The organism is Amycolatopsis regifaucium (assembly GCF_001613935.1).
Classification (GTDB): Bacteria; Actinomycetota; Actinomycetes; order Mycobacteriales; family Pseudonocardiaceae; genus Amycolatopsis; species Amycolatopsis regifaucium.
Window position 1 is genome coordinate 261475 of record NZ_LQCI01000009.1, and the last position, 17193, is coordinate 278667.

Genomic DNA, 17193 nt, shown 5'->3' on the forward strand with positions numbered 1-17193 from the left:
GACGTCACCACTCCCCGAGGTGGGTCATGCGCTCGGCGACGCGCTCCGGCGTGGGCTGCTGGAGGTGACCCGCGAGCTTCCCGTCCGCCAGGAAGAGCACGCCGTGCGCGGCCGACGCGGCCACCGGGTCGTGTGTGACCATCAGCACGGTCTGTCCCATGCCGTCCACAATGGAGCGAAGCAGGTCGAGGACCTGGCGCGCGGTGCGGGTGTCCAGCGCCCCGGTCGGTTCGTCGGCGAGGACGACCTCCGGCCGGGTGATCAGTGCGCGGGCGATCGCGACCCGCTGCTGCTGGCCACCGGACAGTTCCGACGGGCGGTGTTCGAGCCGCTTCGCGATTCCGACACTCTCCACGATCTGTCGCAGCCACTGCGGGTCGGGCTTCCGCCCGGCCAGCCGCATCGGAAGCGTGATGTTCTGCAGCACGTTCAACGACGGCAACAGGTTGTAGGCCTGGAAGATGAACCCGATCCGGGTCCTCCGCAGCTCGGTGAGCGCTTTCTCCCGCAGCTTGCTCAGTTCCGTGTCCCCCAGCAGCACCCGTCCCGAAGTCGGCCGGTCCAGTCCGGCCGCGCAGTGCAGGAAGGTGCTCTTGCCCGATCCCGACGGGCCCATCACCGCGGTGAAGGTACCTCTGCGCACCCCGACGGTCACTCCGTGCAAAGCCGTGACCGCGCCGTCACCGGAACCGTAGACCTTGCTCACGGATTCCAGTTCCAAGGCGCACGCGCCCCCTGCATTCATCGTTTCCCCTTAAGCGGTGGTGATCTCTCTCCACAGAACCTACGGTCGCGGAGGGTCCCGATCGATCCCGCGTGAGGGAGGACTCGTGGTAGCGCTGGCACCACCATGACCGCTCGGGTGCGCCCCGGTGGGTAGGTTTTCCTTGTGGTAGCTGGAGTGAAACCGGTCCGCCGGATGGTGATCGTCGCGTTCGACGACGCGCAGATCCTCGATGTGGCCTGTCCCAGCGGGGCGTTGGAGATCGCGAACTCGCACGGCGCCGCCCCGCCCTATGTCGTCGAGCTGGCCACGATCGACGGGCGGACGACGCGGAGTTCGTCGGGGATCATGCTCGCCGGTGCCCGGCGGCTGGCCGAGGTGTCCGGGCGAATGGACACGGTGCTCGTCGTCGGCGGCGCGGGAACGGAGGCGGCCGCGACGGACGAACGGTTGCTGACACAGGTGCGGCGGCTGGCCGAACGCAGCAGGCGGGTCGCCTCGGTGTGCACGGGTGCGTTCGTGCTGGCGGCCGCCGGTCTGCTCGACGACCGGCGGGTCACCACACATTGGGGTTACAGCGAGCTGCTCGCCGTGTCTTTTCCCGCGGTGACAGTGGATCCAGCCCCGCTCTACCTTCGTGACGGCAACGTCTTCACCTCGGCCGGGGTGATCAGCGCGCTGGATCTCACGCTCGCGCTGATCGAGGACGACCACGGTCCGACGCTGGCCCGCGAGGTCGCCCGTGAGCTGGTGACGTATCTGCACCGTCCGGGTGACCAGGCCCAGATCAGTACGTTCCTGGCCGCCCCGCCGCCCGGCAACCGCGTCGTGCGGGATCTGCTGGGGTACATCGCCGCGCACCTCGCCGAAGACCTGAGCCCGTCGGCACTGGCGATGCGGGCCGGGGTCACCACCCGGCACCTCAACCGGTTGTTCACCGCGCACCTGGGCAGCACACCGGCTCGTACCGTGCGGACGGCGAGGACCGAAGCCGCCGCCCATCTGGCGCGGTCCACCGCGTTACCGCTCTCGGCGGTCGCGCGGCGATGCGGGTTCGCCTCGGCGGAAACCCTGCGAACGGCTTTCCTCCGGCATTACGGGCTCACCGGGGACACGCTTCGCAAGATGACGGACATGCCACGCCCGATCGGCGCGTGAGCGCCCCAGAATCCGTGGCATGAACAGTGCGAAGACCACCCGCAGGACAGTACTGACCGGCGTCGCGGCGGCCGCCGCGTTCGGCTTCGCCACCGGGACGGCTCAGGCGGAGACCAACGGCCCGAAGATCGGCATCCTGCTCTACGACGGCTTCAGCCTGCTGGATCCGACCGGTCCGGCCGAGGTGCTGTCCCGGCTGCCCGGCGCGACGGTGACGATGATCGCCGAGCACCGCGGCCCGGTGCGCACGGACACCCGGGACGTCGCGGTGCTGGCGGAGCGTTCGGTGGCCGAAGTGAACCGCCTGGACGTGCTGCTGGTTCCCGGCGCCGGGAACCGCGGCACGGGCGCCGCCATGGAGAACCAGGTGCTGCTCGACTGGATCCGCCGTGTTCACCGGCACACGACCTGGACCACGTCGGTATGCACCGGGTCTCTGATCCTCGGCGCGGCCGGGCTGCTCCGCGATCGGGCCACCACGTACTGGGCCTCGGCGGCCTATCTTGAGAAGGCCTTCGGCGTGCGCTACGTGCCCGAACGGTACGTTCAGGTCGGCAAGGTCGTCACCGCCGCAGGCGTCTCCGCGGGCATCGACCTCGCGCTTTACCTCGCGTCCCTGCTCGCGGGCGAGGAGACCGCCCGCGGTATCCAGCTCGCCGTCGAATACGACCCGCGGCCGCCCTTCGACTCCGGCGATGCCGCGACGGCCAGTCCGGAACTCAAGGCGCTCGCGCTGAAACTGCTCGCCGATTCACAGAAGTAGGACTCGGTCGCAGCAGGGATTCAGGCACGAACCGGGTCGGACGGCGGAAGAGCCGGTCGTCAGGGCACCACCATGGGGGCAGCGGGAGTCCGGATGGGACACTCATGGGGTGATCACCCGGCTGCGGTCCTGTTGGTCCGCGATCCGGTTCCTGGCCATCGGCGCGGCCACCTCGATGGTCTCCTGGTTCGTCCTCGTCGGCATGCTGTTCGTGCTGCTGATGTGCCCGTTCGGGGTCGGGATCCCGGCGGTACCGCACGCGCTCAAGCTGATCAGGTATCCGGTCAACTTCGAACGCCGTCGCGCCGCCCGCCTGCTGGACGAGCCGATCCCGGAGCCGTACCGCTCCGGGAACCCGGTGACCGATCCGGCGTCGCGGCGGGACCTGACGTGGCTCGTCTTCCACGCCGCCACCGGTTTCATCATCGGGATCTTCGCCATCGCTTTCCCGCTCGGCGGGCTCCGGCAGGTCATCACGGCGTTCATCTGGCCGACCGTGCCCGGTGGGGTGGAAAGCTCGCTCGGCTTCATGGTGACGTCCTGGCCGATGGCCGCGCTCAGCGCGGTGACCGGCGTCGGCATGATCGCGCTGATCTTCCTGTACCCCAGGCTGGCGCGGTGGCAAGCCGTCATCGCTCGGAAGCTGCTCGCGCCCGCGCCCGGGGTCGTGCTGACCGACCGCGTCGTCGAACTGGCCGCGTCCCGTGCCGCCGCGCTGGAGGCGCACGGTGCCGAACTCCGCCGTCTCGAGCGCGACCTGCACGACGGGACGCAGGCGAGGATCGCCGCGGTGGTGCTGCAACTGGGGATCGCCGAGTCGATCTTCGAGAAGAACCCGGAAAAGGCCCGGGAGCTGCTGGGCAAGGCGCAGGACACGGCGACCGGCGCGCTGGCCGAACTACGGACCGTCGTGCGGAGCATCTATCCGCCCCTGCTGACCGACCGAGGGCTCGACGGCGCCGTCACCGCGCTCGCCGACCGCTGCCCCGTTCCGTGCACTGTGGACGTCCGCGGCGCCGGCCGTCGTCCCGCCGCCGTCGAGGCCGCCGCCTACTTCGTCGTCGCCGAAATGCTGACCAACATCACCAAGCATTCCGGCGCCGAGCACGCCTGGATCACACTCGCCGGTACGGCCGACACCTTGCTCATCGAGATCCGCGACGACGGCCACGGCGGCGCCGACGAAGACGGCGGCAGCGGCCTGTCCGGGATCCGCAAACGCGCCGAAGCCTTCGACGGCACCGTGAAGTTGTCCAGCCCGGCCGGTGGGCCGACCGTAGTGAAAGTGGAGTTGCCATGCGGGTCGTGATCGTCGAGGACGACGCGCTGCTGCGCGAAGGCCTGGTGCTGCTGCTGAACACCTCGGGCATCGACGTCGTCGCCGCGGTGGACGATGTGGACGAATTCCTCGAACTGGTCACCAAGGACCGGCCCGATGCGGTGATCACCGATGTCCGGCTACCACCGACGCATACCGACGAAGGCCTCCGTGCCGCCGTCAAGGCGCGGAAGATGCACCCGGGGCTGCCCGTGCTGGTGCTGTCCGCCCACGTCGAAACCGGTTACGCGGCCGAACTTCTCGCCGACGGCAAGGGCGCCGTCGGGTACCTGCTGAAGGAGCGGGTCGGGAAGGTCGAGAAGTTCCTCGACGCGCTGGACCGGGTCGTCAAGGGCGGCACGGCCATGGACCCCGAGGTGATCACCCAGCTGATGGCGCACCGCCGGGCGACCGACCCGCTCGAAGCGCTGACCGCGCGGGAGCGCGAGGTGCTCGGACTGATGGCCGAGGGGTACAACAACACGACCATCGCCGAGCTTCTCGTGGTGAGCGATGGGGCGGTGCACAAGCACATCCGGAACATCTTCGCGAAGCTCGGGTTGCCGGAGGACAGCGGGCATCGGCGGGTTCTGGCTGTACTGGCCTACTTGAGCGGGAAGAACTGATCGCGTTCAGTCCTCTGAATGCGGTTTGTTGCTGGCGGAGGTAGCGCCAGCACCACCCCGCGGACGGGGGTCACTCCCCTGTCCTGCCACCACGCCGATCTCTAACGTCTTTCCCATGAACGACACCAAAAAGGCAAGCGGCGTACTGGTCACCACCTCCCTCTGGCTAGTCCTCCTCGTCAGTGCGGCCGCGAACGGGATCGGCCAGTTCGCGGGGATGGATTACACCCTCCGGATGATCGCGGGCGCCGTCGCGATCATCTGTATCGTGCTCTTGATCGGCCGCGCCGTCTCGCGCCGCAAGGCGTGACTAAGAAATTTTCGGCGTCGCGCGTACCCCGAAGTGCAGGTACGGCTCACCGGTCGGCAACGTGTAGAAGGTGACCGGCATCCACGTCCGTGCCCCCGGCTCGCGGCAGACGAAGAGCGAGTCCGTCACCGGGACCAGGTCGAACTCCATCGTCTTCTCCGGCAGGAGTTCGGCCAGCGGTCCCGTGGCGGTCTGTCGCAACCGGATTCCGTCTTCCTCGGCCAAAACCTCCATCAGCACCCCGGCCCGCTCGTAGACACCGACGTGCCTCGAAGCGTCGACCGTGACCGGGGTCGCGGGCGGCTCGATCGGCTTCGGCATCGCCACGTCCGCCAGCTCGGCGAAGATCTCCCGGTACAGCTCCACATACAGGTCGCGGGTGTTGCCGCCATTGGTGAGCAGGGTGACGGCGAGTCCTTGATCGGGCAGCAGCCGCAGGAACGCCGACTGCCCGATCGTGTTGCCGTCGTGGCCGATGACCCGCCGTCCGCTCCATTCGTCCCGGATCCAGCCGAGGCCCCAGGAGTCCCCGAGTGAGTGCTTGTCGGGGATATCGGTCTGCTTCTCGGCCATGGCGGTGGCGGACGCCGTCGTCAGGATGCGCTCCCCCGACGGGGTGAGACCGCCGGTCAGGTGCAACCGGGCGAACCGGAGCACGTCCTTGGTCGTTGCGGTGATCAGCCCGGCGGGGCCCATGTTCCGGGGCAGGCCCCAGATGGGTGCGGGCTTGGGCTCTTCGTCGCCCTCGGTGACGTGACCGACGGCCGCGCGGAACATCAGTGCTTCCTCGGGCAGGGTCACGGTGTGGGTGAGGCCGAGTGGCGCGAACAGCTTTTCTCGCATCGCCGCGTCCCAGGTCAGCCCGGTGAGTTTCTCGATCACCCTGCCCATGAGCACGAAACCCGAGTTGCAATAGGAAAAGGTCGCTCCGAGCGGGTGGTTCTGCCCGGCCTGGTCGAGGATTTCGACGTAGCGTTCGAGGCAGTCGTCCCCGCGGCCGGTGTCGGTGAAGACGTCGCCGTCGATCCCGCTGGTGTGCGTCAGCAGATGCCGCATGGTCACCTGCTTCGCGACGTCCGGATCGGCCAGCCGCAGTTCGGGAACGACGTCGGAGATCGGCGAGTCCAGGTCGAGGAGCCCGTCGTCGACCAGTTGCATCACCACGGTCGAGGTCCACACCTTCGACACCGAGCCGATCTGGAACACCGACTCCTCGGTGACCTCGACCCCGGTCGCCGTGCTCAGCACACCGTAGGTGACGTGTGCCTCCGCGTCATCGCCGATCCGCGTGATGCCCAGCGCCGCACCTGGGACGCGGTACTTGCGCGCCAGTTCGGCAAGACGCCGACGCCAGTGCGCCGCGTCGATCGGTACCCGCGACACCCCGTCCGCCGGCGCCGCGTACTGCTCGACCCACTCGAAGACACGGCGGTTGAAGTCGAGGCGGTGCGAGGGCGGACCGTCGAGGATGAACAGGTGCGAGCCACCCGGGTACAGCACCAGCCGGGACGGGACACCGCGCGCACGCAGGGCGCTGAACCACTGCTCGGCCTGACCGACCGGGCACCGCTCGTCCTCCGCGCCCTGGATGAGCAGCGTCGGCGTCCGGACCGCCGTGACCTGCGCGAAAGGCGAGAGCTGTGCGTAGTTCTTTTCCGGGGAGCGGCCACCGAGCTCACGGACGGCCAGATAGTGCCCGGCGTCGGACGTTCCCTCCATGCTGGTCAGGTCGCTGACCACGCCACCGGCGACGGCGGCGACGAAGCGATGGTCGCGGCTGGTCAGGTAGCAGGTCATGAACCCGCCGTAGCTGTAACCCGCCACGGCCAGCCGGTCCGCGTCGGCGATCCCCTCGGCGACCAGCTGATCCAGCGGTTCGAGGAAATCACGTGCGTCGGCGAGACCCCACTCCCCGACGGCGCCCGTGTAGAAGTCCTCGCCGTAGCCGTCGCTGCCTCGCGGGTTGAGCAGCAGCACCGCCCAGCCTCGGGCGGCGAGTGCCTGATGGTAGAGGTGGATCGCGTCGGCCGCGCCGTTCCAGGCGTTGTGCGGTCCGCCGTGGATGTCGAGCAGCAACGGTGCGGCGCCGGTCCTCGCCGGATCGCGCAGCAGCCAGCCGTGGACGACGGTGCCGTCGCCGATGGTGAATTCCCGTTCCTCGTGGCGGAAGAACTCGACGTCGTCGACCGAGGCGCCGTGCCGGGTGCGCACGTCGACGGCACCGGTGGCCGGGTCGACGACCGCGATCTCGCCGAACGAGGTGTTCGTGGCGAGGACGACCACCACCCGGCCACCCGCACTGTCCATTCCGGACACGACACGATCGGCGCCCGCGAGGACGGCTTGCGGATCTCCACCGCCGGTGTCCACTTTGTACAGGTGGGTGCAACCGCGATCGCGGAGCCCGAACAGCACCGAACCGCCGTCCGCGGCCAGCTTCGGGAGCGCGCCCGGATAGCCGGCGCCGCCGGCCATCACGTTGCGGTCGAGGGACGCCGTCAACTCGACCGTGTCCCCGCCGTCGAGCGGGATCCGCAGCAGGCCGAGGTGGCCGACCTCGGTGTCCCGCCTGCCGACCACCAGGAGCGCGCTGCCGTCGGCGACCCAGCTGACCGGACCGGCCATGCCGTCACCGGAGCCGATCAACCGCGGTTCGGAAGACTTCAGGGTGACGTCGAGGACGTAGGCGCCGGATCGGAAGGTCAAGTCGGCGTCGGAGTCGCGTCCGGCGGAGAACGCCAGGTGGGTGCCATCGGGCGACCAGGTCGGATCACCGGCGTGCCAATCGCCGAAGGTGACCTGCCGGACTTCCTTCGTGGCGACGTCGAGGAGGTGCAGATGTTTGCGGACGGTCTTGATCAGCCCGGCGCCGTCGGCCTTGAAGTCCAGCCGCTCCGCCACCACCGGGGCGTTCGACGCGGCTTCCTCGCCCGCGAGGTCGACCGCGGCCGAGAACGCGATCTTGCCGCCGTCCGGGCTCCACACCGGAGCGCCTGCGCCGAGCGGGAGTTCGGTGATCCGCTCGGCCTCCCCGCCCGACGACGGCAGGAACCACACCTGCGGCGGACCGTCCTGTGCCCGCAGGAACGCGATCCGCGAGCCGTCCGGCGCCCAGGCCGGCGCGACGTCGGTGGTTCCGCGCGTGAGCTGCCGGGCTTCCCCGGTGGTGGCGCCGACCTCCCAGAGCGTGTCCACGTTCCGGTCCTCGTCGCGGTCCGCGGTGCGTACGACGTACACGATCCGATCGCCGTCCGGGGACAGCGAAGGTTGGCTCGGGACGGCGATTTCGTACAGGTCGTCGAGTTCGAGACGTCGGGTCATGATGCGCTGGCTCCTCGGGAGATCGCGGGCTGGTGGCTCTCGGTTTCACTGAAGTGGCAGGCCGCCGAGTGACGTCGGTGTGCCGCGTCGTCGGTGGGATCCCGCTGCAGGCAGAGGTCGCGGTCGGCGCGCACGAGCGGCCCGACCGGACAGCGCGTGTGGTAGCGGCAGCCGCTCGGCGGGTGGTGCGGGTCGGCCGGTTCGACGTCGGCGGTCGCCTCGTCCGTGCCGGTGTCGAACAGCGAGGTGTGGGCGGAAGGCGCCGCCGCGAGCAGGTCGCGGGTGTAGGGATGCCGCGGATCGCCGAGCACCTGTTCCGCCGGGCCTGCTTCGACGATCCGGCCGAGGTACATCACGGCGACGATGTCGCTGAGATAGCGCACGACGGCGAGGTTGTGGGAGATGAACAGCATCGACAGGCCGAGCCGTCGTTGCACGTCCCGGACGAGGTTGAGCACCGCGCCCTGCACCGAGACGTCGAGCGCGGAGGTGATCTCGTCCGCGATCAGCACCTCCGGCCGCCCGGCCAGCGCGCGGGCGAGCGCCACTCGTTGCCGTTGGCCGCCGGAGAGCTGCCCCGGCAGGTGGGCGGCGCGATCCGGGTCGAGGTTGACCAGTTCCAGCAGCCGCGCGACCTCGTCCCGGCGGGCGGCGCGGCCGGAAAGAACGCCGGGCGGAATCGCTTCGGTAATGGACTCCCCGATGCTCATCCGAGGGTCCAAAGAGGAATACGGGTCCTGGAACACCATCTGCAGCGGGCGGCGCCGGGGCAGTTTCCGGACGTCGATTCCGCCGAGCAGGACCCGTCCGGAGCTGATCGGTGAGAGTCCGACGGCGGCACGGGCCAGTGTCGACTTCCCCGAACCCGATTCGCCAACGAGCCCGACGACCTGTCCGGAAGGGACGGTCAGTCCGACGTGGTCGACCGCGGTGAGACCGCGTCTCCCGCCGTACCGGACGCTCACCGCGTCGAAGACGAGGTCGCTCATTCCGCACCTCCGGCGGTCACGGTTTCCTTGGCGGGCTGGGAAAGCGACGTCTCGTGCGGATTCCAGCAGGCGACGCGGTGCTCGGGTGTCATCGGCTCCAGTACCGGGTCTTCGAGGCGGCACCGATCGGTCACCGCGGGACATCGGTCGGCGAAGGCGCATCCGGTGGGGACGCGATCCGGTTCCGGCGGACGGCCGGGGATCACCGCCAGCGGCGCGTCTCGATCGGTCTCGAGGTCGAGTGTCGCCGCCAGCAGGGCCCGCGTGTACGGATGCCTTGGCGTGCCTGCCGACGGCAGGTCCTCCACCACCCGGCCCGCGTACATGACCAGCATCCGCTCACACGTCTGCGAAACGACCGCGATGTCGTGGCTGATCAGGATGATCGCCGTGTTCCGCTCGGCCCTGGTCCGCGCCAGCAGCCGCAGCAGCTGCCGCTGCACGGTGACGTCGAGCGCCGTGGTCGGTTCGTCGGCGATGATCAGCCGGGGATCGCCCATCAGACCCATACCGATCATCGCGCGCTGCCGCATCCCGCCGGAGAACTCGTGCGGATACTGCCGGGCACGCCGTTCGGCGGCCGGGATCCGCACCGCGCGCAGCCGGTCCACGGCCCGGGCGAACGCCTTGGCGCGCGGCAGGCCCTGGTGTTGTTCGGACACCTCCGCCAGCTGCCGCCCGATCCGCTTGGTCGGGTTGAACGACGTCATCGGGTCCTGGAACACCATCGCCAGCGAGGTGCCGAGCAGACCGCGCAGTTCCCGCTCCGGCGTCGTCAGCACCGGCTTCCCGGCGAATTCGAGCCGGTCCGCGGTGACCACGGCCGGCGCTTCGACCAGCCGTGACACCGCGAGCCCGGTCAGGCTCTTCCCCGAGCCCGACTCGCCGACGACACCGATCGCCTCGCCGGCGCGGACGGTGAAACTCACCCCGCGCACCGGGACGGTCCAGCCCGCGGGGCGGGGGAAGGCGACCTGGAGGTTCTCCACCACCAGCACGGCGTCGTCGTCGCCTTCCCGCACGAGGTCCTCCCGCGCCGGGGGAACCGGCCGCGGCGCGAGCTTCCGCAGTCCGGTGCGGACGCCGATCACCCCGGCGACCGTCTCCCCCACCAGGTTGAAGGCGAGGCCGGCCAGGACCACCGCGACCCCCGGCGCGAGCGCGGCCGCCGGATTGATGTAGATCCCGTTGAGCCCTTCGCCGAGCAGCCGTCCCCAGTCGTAATCCGGCGCCTGTACACCGATGCCGAGGAACGACAGCCCCGAGAACGCCAGCAGTGCGGAACCGGCGCCGATGGTCGCGTTCACCACCAGCGGTTCGCCGATGTTGGGCAGGATGTGCCGCACCAGCAGGCGGATCCGGCCGACGCCGGAGATCCGCGCGGCGGACACGAAGTCCTGGCCCGCCACGGAAGCCGACAGTGTCTGGGCCAGCCGGGCGAACGACGGCGCCAGCGCGAAGCCGACGGCCAGCACCGCACCATGGGTCCCGACCCCGAAGATGACGGAGAAGAACAACACCAGCAGCAGTCCGGGGAACGCGACCGCGATGTTCACCGCGGAGGTGACCAGCCGCGCGGCCGGACGCGGCAGCAGTGACGGCAGCGTGCCGAGGACGATCCCCGACACCACCCCGATCACGGTCGCGAGTACCGCCAGCAGCACCGACAGCCGGGTGGCCACCAGCGCCCGGAACAGGATGTCGCGACCGAGGTCGTCGGTCCCCAGCCAGTGCGCCGCCGACGGTCCTTGGCCGATCGCTTCGGTGTCGATCTCGAAGGCGTTGTCGTGCCACAGGATCGGGGCCAGCACCGCGAGCGCGACCACCAGGACCAGCAGGGCCGCCGCGAACGCGCCGACCGGGGTACGCAGGGCCGCGACCCATTTCGCGCGCCGATTCACCATTTCAGCTCTCCCGGATCGTCGAACGCGGGTCGAGGACGGCCAGCAGCACGTCCACCGTCAGATTCACCAGCAGGACACCGATGCCGTAGACCAGCACGATTCCCTGCACCAATGGGTAGTCCTTCTGCAGGATCGACTGCGCGATGGTCGAACCGAGGCCGGGCCAGGCGAACACGTTCTCCACCAGCACCGTCCCGGCGACCATCCCGGTCAGCATCAGCCCGCCCATGGTCAGCGTCGCGGTCAGCGCGTTCGGCAGCGCGTGCCGGAGGTAGACCAGCCGGGCAGGCAATCGTTTCGCCCGCGCGGTGCGGATGAAGTCGTTGCCCAGCACCGAAAGGGTCTCCACTCGTACGATGCGGGAGAGCACCGACGCCGGGCCGAGCGCCAGCGCGATCACCGGGAGCACGAGCGAACCCGCGCCCTCGCTCCCCGCCACCGGGAACCAGCCGAGCTGAACCGCGAAGAACGCGACCAGCGCGACCGCGAGCAGGAACTCCGGAACGGCCGCGAGCAGGACGGTCGTGGTGGTGAAGGCCAGTTCACCACCACGCCGCCTGCCGCCGCGGGTCAGCACGGCGAACAGCACACCGAGCGGGATCGCCACGCCGATGACCACCGCGAACGCGGGCAGTGCCAGCTGAAGGGTGGCGGGCAGCCGGTCCCCGATCACCTCGGAGACCGGCTGCCCACTCGTCATCGACGTCCCGAAATCACCGGAGAACAACCCGCCGACGTAGTGGACGTATTGCAGCCACAGCGGATCGTTCAGGCCCAGGGCCTCCCGCCGCGCGTTCACCAGCTCCACCGGAGCGGTCAGGCCGAGCGCCGCCCGCACCGGGTCGCCGGGGACCAGCTGGAGCATCAGGAACGCCGTGGTGACCAGGACCCACAGCGAGACAGCGAACCTGCCGAGGCGGCGGACCGCGAACGAGAGCCAGGGATTGCCGCGCAATCCCGCCGGGGCGACCGCGACCGCCATCAGCCGTACATCCGGATCGACGACGGCTCGACCGAACCGAAACTGACCTTGAACCGCGCGTTGCTGCCGAAGGTCGGGATGACCGAGTTGACGTAGGGCACGACGTCCAGCCGCTCGATGAGCGCCGTTTCCGCCGCGAGCCACGTCGCGCAGCCGGTGTCACCCGGCATCTGCGCCGCCTGCGCGGCCTGCGCCGTGTACCGCTCGTTCTCGATATGCGCGAAGTTCGTGCCGGCGGGCGGTTTCGGCCCCGAGACGAACGGAACGGCCTGGCTCGGCAGCAACAGCGTCACCGGCGCGAGCGAGATGTCCCACTCCCCGGTGTTGAAGAGCACCTGGCTGATGCCCGGACTGTCGAGGCCCTTGAGCGTGACCTCCGCGCCGGCGGCCTTCCAGGACTGCTGCATCAGCTCGGCGGCGGGCGCCATCGTCGGCCCCACCTGGGTGCCGTAGACGGCAGTCAGCGCGAGCCGCTTTCCGTCCTTGACCCGGACACCGTCCGCTCCCGGTTTCCAGCCCGCCGCGTCGAAACCCGCCTTGGCGGCGGCGACGTCGAACGCGGGAAGTTTTCCGCCCACCGCGTCACCGGTGCACGCCCTGGGTTCGGTGGTGATCATTCCCTGGCTGGGCGCCCCGGCGCCACCGGTGAGCACCTTGCCGATCTGGGCCAGGTCGAGTGCCTGCACCAGCGCGCGGCGGACGGCCTGATCGGCGCCGGCGCGACCGGGCGCCTGGTTGAAGAACATTTCGCCCATCGGCACGACCTGTTCGCCGTGGTACAGCTTCTGGGCGCGCAGGCGCTGCTGGTCCTGACCCGTGATCCTGGCGCCGTTCAGTTCACCGGACAGCAGCAGGTTCGCGGCGGTCGTGGTGTTCTGGATGACCCGGAAGACCACCTTCTCCGGCAGTCCGGGCTGCTCACGCTGCCACTCCCCCGGTCCCCACGCGTAGTCCTTCCGGCGGGTGAGCGTGTAGTGGTCGTTCGGCACGATCTCGGTCATGGTGTACATGCCGGTGCCGTACTTCCCCTTGGCCAGCGCCTGCCGGTCGGTGACACCCTTGCCGCAGACGATCGGCAGGCCGCCCGCGTTGCGCAACAGGAACGCGTCCGGCGCCCCGCTGGCGATGGTGACCTTCCTGGCCGCGTCGTCCGCGGTCGCCTTGGTACCCGGCGCGATCGCGAGCCCGGCCATCGGCGACTTGTTCGCGGGATCGCCGATGAACCCGATGTTCGCCGCCACGTCGCTCGCGGTCAGCGGCGTACCGTCGTCGCAGGTGATCCCGTTCCGCAAGGTGAAGGACGCCGTGGTCGTGGTGGCCTCCCACTTTTCGGCGAGCCCCGCGATCGGTTTGCCGGTCTCGTCGAGGTTGATCAGGCTGTCGTAGAGGTAGCGGCCGATTTCCAGCGCGGTCGCCAGCACGGTCATCGCCGGGTCCAGCGCTCCGGGATCGGTGGGTATCCCCATGATGAAGGTCTTGCCTTCCACCGGTTTCTGGTTCGCGGTCCGGTCCTGTCCGGATTGCGACGTCCCCCCGCACGCGCTCACGGTCATGGCCACCACGGTCGCGATCGCGGCGGTGAGCCGGGCATTCTTCATGGGGTTCTCCTACTGGGTCACGGACTGCGCGCGAAGGTGTTCGACGGCGAGGCGGGCGGCCTCTCCGATGGCGGAATCGACCGCGGGCAAGCGGTCGTCGAGGGAATCGGCACGGGTGAACACCGCGACGGCGAAGCGGCGACCGTCCACATGGGTCACCACCCCCGCTTCGTTACGGACCGAGGGCAGCGTGCCGGTCTTCGCCGCGATCGCGACTTCCGCGGGGAAGCCGGACGAGATCCGGTGCGGCCAGATCTGCTGGGCCATGATCGTCCGCACCCGTTCGCAGGCGGCCGGGTCACCCGCTCGGTCGGTCCAGATGGCGTCGAGCAACGTGGTGATTTCGCGCGGGGTCGACGACGTCGTGCGTTCCGGGTCGACCACCGCGAGCTTCCACTGCTGTTCCTCGGTGGCCGCGGCGAAGAGGGCTTCCAGATCGTCGTCCGGCTTCGCGCCGAGGTCGGCGATCACCGAGGCGAACAGGTCCTCGCAGCAGCCGATCAACCGCGTCCTGGTGAGGTCCAGGTCGGTGAGCACCTGATCGATCGCGGCCTGCCCGATCCGGTGATAGATCAGGTCGGTCGCGGCGTTGTCGCTCATCGTCAGCATGAAATGCGCCAGGTCGCGCCAGCTCATCTCGACGTCGTCGGCGCAACCGGCGGTGCCGACCCCGCCGATCCGGTACCGCGCGGTGACGCGGGTCCGCTCGGTCTCGTCGAGCCTGCCCGCGGCCACCTCGCGCGCGAAGGCGACCGCCACCGGGATCTTGAACACCGAGGCCAGCACGACCGGATCGTCCGCGCCGACGGCGACTTCGGGCCCGCCCGCGACGCCGACCTCCCGCGCGTGCACGAAACCGCGGGCACCCGCGTTCGCGAAGACAGCCTCGATCTCGCCGCCGATTCCGGTCATCGGCTCACCCGCCGGTCGGCGCGTCCCGTGTGGACGAACAGCGCCCGCCCGCTGCCGTCGTCGCCGACGAACGCGTGTGGCAGGTGCAGGCCCAGCCCGTCGTGTTCGGCCACCAGGGTGTCGCCCTTGTAGCCGTGGAGCCTGCTCTTCTCCGGCGCGCCGCCGAGGTCGGCGAACGCCCCCTTCGGCGTGCGTTCCAGCCACAGGTCGCCGTCTTCGTCCTGGCTCACGACGATGTCCGAGACCTGCGAGGAGTACTCGCCGACGAACCGCGACGGGTCGGCCGGGGTCTCGGCGGCGTTCGGTTCGGGCAGCGACGGGACCTCGACGCCGGCCAGCTCGCCCAGCACCTTCCGGAAGATGTCCAGATAGAGGTGCAGTGGTTTACCGCCGTTGGTCAGCAGGGCCACCGCGACGTTGCTGCCCGGCACCACCCGCAGGAACGCCGACTGGCCGATGGTGCCACCGTCGTGGCCGATCACCGGGCCGCCCGCCCAGTCGAAGATCATCCAGCCGAGTCCCCACGCCCCGCCCATCAGGCCGAGATAGGGCAGTTCGACCTGGCGTGCCCACATGGCGCGGACGGTCTCGGGCTCCAGCACCTGGGTGCCGTCGTCGGCCCGGCCCTCGTTCAGGTGCATCCGCGCGAAGGTCAGCAGGTCGCGCGGGCGCATCGCGAGGTGCGAGCCGGCGGGGCTGTTCGACCGGGTGAGCGCCCAGACGGGCGCCGCGACCGGCTCGTCGTCCGGCGTCGCCTGGAGGTGGCCGATCGCGGCGCGGTAGCGGATCGCGTCATAGGGCCCGGCCGCCGCGTGAGTCAGGCCCAGCGGGGTGAACAGGTGGTCACGCAGGCACTCGTCGTAGGACTTGCCGCGCAGGACCTCGATGATCCTGCCGAGCACGCAGTATCCGGCGTTGTTGTAGGAGAACATCTCTCCGGGGCCGAACAGCTGGGGAACGTCGGACAACGTAGCCACGAGCTTCGCGACGCAGTCGTCTCCCTGACCGGTGTCGGTGAAGATGTCCCCTTCGAAGCCGGAGGTGTGACAGGTCAGCTGCCGCACAGTGATCCGCGACGCGGCGTCTTCGTCGGAGAGGACGAACTCGGGAAGGTAGGAGCGCACCGGCTCGTCGAGGTCCAGTCGCCCCTCGTCGACGAGCTGCATCGCGAGGGTGGTCGTCCACACCTTGGTGATCGAGCCGATCTGGAAGACGGAGTCCACAGTGGACTCGACGCCGGTGCTCTTGTTCAGCACGCCGGCCGCGTGGTCGACGACCTCACCGTTGGCGAAGACCGCGATCGCCGCACCGGGTACCTGGTGTTCGGCCAGCAGGGCCGGAAGGTTCTGTTCGAGCCAGACATCGATTTCGGAAAGTTTCGACATGGGCGTCCTCGTCCGTGGAAAGGTGTGGTCCGGCGGTTCCCGGAATGCTAGGACGGTGACGGGCGTCACCGGTTCGTGCGGGACGACGAGAGCGGCGGGAAAATTCATCCGCGCCGACGAATCATTCGCTTCCGGTCCCCGGAAGCCTGAGCCATTCGACCGCCCGCGCCGCGGCGAAACCGATGAACGCGTCCCGCTCCGGCACTCGCGACCGCCCGTCGACGGCGTCGGTGAAAATCCCTACCGCGTAACGGCCCCCATCCGGGTACTCGACAACACCGACTTCGTTACGCACCGACGGCAGCGTCCCGGTCTTGCCGCTCACGCGGATCCCGTCGTCCGGGAACCCGGATCGCAGCCGGTGCGGCCACACCTGGAGTTCCAGCCAGCGCCGGACGTCCGCGCACGCGGCGGGCGACGCCGCCTCGTCACGCCAGATCAGCGTGAGCAGCCGGGTGATCTCCTCGGCGGTCGTGGCGCAGGTGTGCGCCGGTTGCAGCGCGCGCAACGCGGTGAGCTTCTCCATCGGAAGCTCCGCCAGCAACCTTTCGTCGTCTTCGTAGGAAATCCCGAGGTCCTCGCCGATGCCGCCGAGGATCTCACCGCAGTCCTGCGACACGATGGTGTGCTCGAAACCGAGTCGCCGCAAGGTTTCCCCGGTCGCTTCCGGCCCGACGCGGTCGAGAATCAGATCCGTGGCGACGTTGTCACTGATCCCGATCATCAGGATCGCGAGATCGTGCCAGGACATCGTCACCTCGTGCCGGAACGTCGCCAGTCCGTACGGGCTCGGCGTGGGATGCCCCGGGACGACAGTGATCCGCTCGCCGAGGTCGAGTTCGCCTTCGGCGGCCTGCCTGGCCAGCTCCAGCGCGACCGGCACCTTGAACACCGACGCCGTGACGACCGGGGTGTCCGCGTCGATGCCGATCCGCCGCGTGCCGTCGATCTCGGCCGCGTGCAACCGGACGCGAACCCCCACCTCCTCGGCACGGTCGTTGATCGTTTCGACGACTTCGGACGCGGTGGGCATGGCGCTCCTGTCTGAGGGTGGGGGGAGGGCGCAGGTGACGGACGGGCTGGGTTGGTCGTGAGTGGCGATTCGGGTGCTAACCAAGGGTTGGTTACCCACTGGTGTGGGGGCGGGTGCGGGTTGCCGGTCGGCACGAGCTTGATCAAGGTGTGAAACGGGCGGCGGTCTCA

At 69.6% G+C, this 17193-nt stretch carries 14 protein-coding genes; 5 read left to right on the forward strand and 9 right to left on the reverse strand.

Going from position 1 to position 17193, the window contains the following annotated elements:
- Positions 1 to 4 precede the first annotated feature (4 nt).
- Positions 5 to 745 carry an ABC transporter ATP-binding protein gene (locus tag AVL48_RS11125; protein ID WP_061982563.1) on the reverse strand — a complete coding sequence of 247 codons (741 nt, stop codon included), beginning with the start codon at positions 743 to 745 and terminating at the stop codon, positions 5 to 7.
- 174 nt (positions 746 to 919) lie between these two features.
- Between AVL48_RS11125 and AVL48_RS11130 the strand changes: the two genes are divergently transcribed.
- The 5 genes from AVL48_RS11130 (at position 920) to AVL48_RS11150 (ending at position 4899) form a co-directional block, all read left to right on the forward strand.
- Positions 920 to 1882, forward strand: a complete 963-nt coding sequence (locus AVL48_RS11130; protein ID WP_061982669.1) for a GlxA family transcriptional regulator — start codon at positions 920 to 922, stop codon at positions 1880 to 1882.
- Positions 1883 to 1901: 19 nt separating this feature from the next.
- The gene (locus AVL48_RS11135) at positions 1902 to 2645 is read left to right on the forward strand and encodes a DJ-1/PfpI family protein (RefSeq protein WP_061982562.1); all 744 of its coding nucleotides are present in this window, start codon (positions 1902 to 1904) and stop codon (positions 2643 to 2645) included.
- Between the two features lie 109 nt (positions 2646 to 2754).
- A complete protein-coding gene (locus tag AVL48_RS11140) occupies positions 2755 to 3954 on the forward strand; it encodes a sensor histidine kinase (protein WP_061982561.1) in 1200 nt (399 codons plus the stop codon).
- Complete coding sequence (locus AVL48_RS11145) at positions 3942 to 4589, forward strand: response regulator (protein WP_061982560.1); 648 nt, start codon at positions 3942 to 3944, stop codon at positions 4587 to 4589. The genes AVL48_RS11140 and AVL48_RS11145 overlap by 13 nt, the downstream gene beginning before the upstream one ends.
- A gap of 115 nt (positions 4590 to 4704) precedes the next feature.
- On the forward strand, positions 4705 to 4899 hold the full coding sequence (locus AVL48_RS11150; protein ID WP_061982559.1) for a hypothetical protein: 195 nt from the start codon (positions 4705 to 4707) through the stop codon (positions 4897 to 4899).
- Here AVL48_RS11150 and AVL48_RS11155 read toward each other — a convergent pair whose 3' ends face one another.
- The 8 genes from AVL48_RS11155 to AVL48_RS11190 all read right to left on the reverse strand — a co-directional run bounded on the left by AVL48_RS11155 (position 4900) and on the right by AVL48_RS11190 (position 17023).
- Positions 4900 to 8220 carry a serine hydrolase gene (locus AVL48_RS11155; RefSeq protein ID WP_061982558.1) on the reverse strand — a complete coding sequence of 1107 codons (3321 nt, stop codon included), beginning with the start codon at positions 8218 to 8220 and terminating at the stop codon, positions 4900 to 4902.
- The gene (locus tag AVL48_RS11160; RefSeq protein ID WP_061982557.1) at positions 8217 to 9209 is read right to left on the reverse strand and encodes an ABC transporter ATP-binding protein; all 993 of its coding nucleotides are present in this window, start codon (positions 9207 to 9209) and stop codon (positions 8217 to 8219) included. The genes AVL48_RS11155 and AVL48_RS11160 overlap by 4 nt, the downstream gene beginning before the upstream one ends.
- Positions 9206 to 11113, reverse strand: a complete 1908-nt coding sequence (locus AVL48_RS11165) for a dipeptide/oligopeptide/nickel ABC transporter permease/ATP-binding protein (RefSeq protein ID WP_061982556.1) — start codon at positions 11111 to 11113, stop codon at positions 9206 to 9208. The genes AVL48_RS11160 and AVL48_RS11165 overlap by 4 nt, the downstream gene beginning before the upstream one ends.
- Position 11114: 1 nt before the next feature.
- Positions 11115 to 12095 (reverse strand): ABC transporter permease, encoded by a 981-nt coding sequence (locus AVL48_RS11170; RefSeq protein ID WP_061982555.1) that lies wholly within the window; start codon positions 12093 to 12095, stop codon positions 11115 to 11117.
- Entirely contained in the window at positions 12095 to 13693 is a 1599-nt protein-coding gene (locus AVL48_RS11175) for an ABC transporter substrate-binding protein (RefSeq protein ID WP_061982554.1), read from the reverse strand. Before AVL48_RS11175 ends, AVL48_RS11170 begins: the two co-directional genes overlap by 1 nt.
- Before the next feature lie 9 nt (positions 13694 to 13702).
- Complete coding sequence (locus AVL48_RS11180; protein ID WP_061982553.1) at positions 13703 to 14605, reverse strand: serine hydrolase; 903 nt, start codon at positions 14603 to 14605, stop codon at positions 13703 to 13705.
- Complete coding sequence (locus AVL48_RS11185; RefSeq protein ID WP_061982552.1) at positions 14602 to 15990, reverse strand: serine hydrolase domain-containing protein; 1389 nt, start codon at positions 15988 to 15990, stop codon at positions 14602 to 14604. The genes AVL48_RS11180 and AVL48_RS11185 overlap by 4 nt, the downstream gene beginning before the upstream one ends.
- 121 nt (positions 15991 to 16111) lie before the next feature.
- Entirely contained in the window at positions 16112 to 17023 is a 912-nt protein-coding gene (locus AVL48_RS11190) for a serine hydrolase (protein ID WP_061982551.1), read from the reverse strand.
- Positions 17024 to 17193 lie beyond the last annotated feature (170 nt).

What these genes read in the sequence shown, in the direction of transcription:
- AVL48_RS11125 (WP_061982563.1), bottom strand. Translation starts at nt 745, where the DNA reads ATGAATGCAGGGGGCGCGTGCGCCTTGGAACTGGAATCCGTGAGCAAG.
- AVL48_RS11130 (WP_061982669.1), top strand. Translation starts at nt 920, where the DNA reads ATGGTGATCGTCGCGTTCGACGACGCGCAGATCCTCGATGTGGCCTGT.
- AVL48_RS11135 (WP_061982562.1), top strand. Translation starts at nt 1,902, where the DNA reads ATGAACAGTGCGAAGACCACCCGCAGGACAGTACTGACCGGCGTCGCG.
- AVL48_RS11145 (WP_061982560.1), top strand. Translation starts at nt 3,942, where the DNA reads ATGCGGGTCGTGATCGTCGAGGACGACGCGCTGCTGCGCGAAGGCCTG.
- AVL48_RS11150 (WP_061982559.1), top strand. Translation starts at nt 4,705, where the DNA reads ATGAACGACACCAAAAAGGCAAGCGGCGTACTGGTCACCACCTCCCTC.
- AVL48_RS11155 (WP_061982558.1), bottom strand. Translation starts at nt 8,220, where the DNA reads ATGACCCGACGTCTCGAACTCGACGACCTGTACGAAATCGCCGTCCCG.
- AVL48_RS11160 (WP_061982557.1), bottom strand. Translation starts at nt 9,209, where the DNA reads ATGAGCGACCTCGTCTTCGACGCGGTGAGCGTCCGGTACGGCGGGAGA.
- AVL48_RS11165 (WP_061982556.1), bottom strand. Translation starts at nt 11,113, where the DNA reads ATGGTGAATCGGCGCGCGAAATGGGTCGCGGCCCTGCGTACCCCGGTC.
- AVL48_RS11170 (WP_061982555.1), bottom strand. Translation starts at nt 12,095, where the DNA reads ATGGCGGTCGCGGTCGCCCCGGCGGGATTGCGCGGCAATCCCTGGCTC.
- AVL48_RS11175 (WP_061982554.1), bottom strand. Translation starts at nt 13,693, where the DNA reads ATGAAGAATGCCCGGCTCACCGCCGCGATCGCGACCGTGGTGGCCATG.
- AVL48_RS11180 (WP_061982553.1), bottom strand. Translation starts at nt 14,605, where the DNA reads ATGACCGGAATCGGCGGCGAGATCGAGGCTGTCTTCGCGAACGCGGGT.
- AVL48_RS11185 (WP_061982552.1), bottom strand. Translation starts at nt 15,990, where the DNA reads ATGTCGAAACTTTCCGAAATCGATGTCTGGCTCGAACAGAACCTTCCG.
- AVL48_RS11190 (WP_061982551.1), bottom strand. Translation starts at nt 17,023, where the DNA reads ATGCCCACCGCGTCCGAAGTCGTCGAAACGATCAACGACCGTGCCGAG.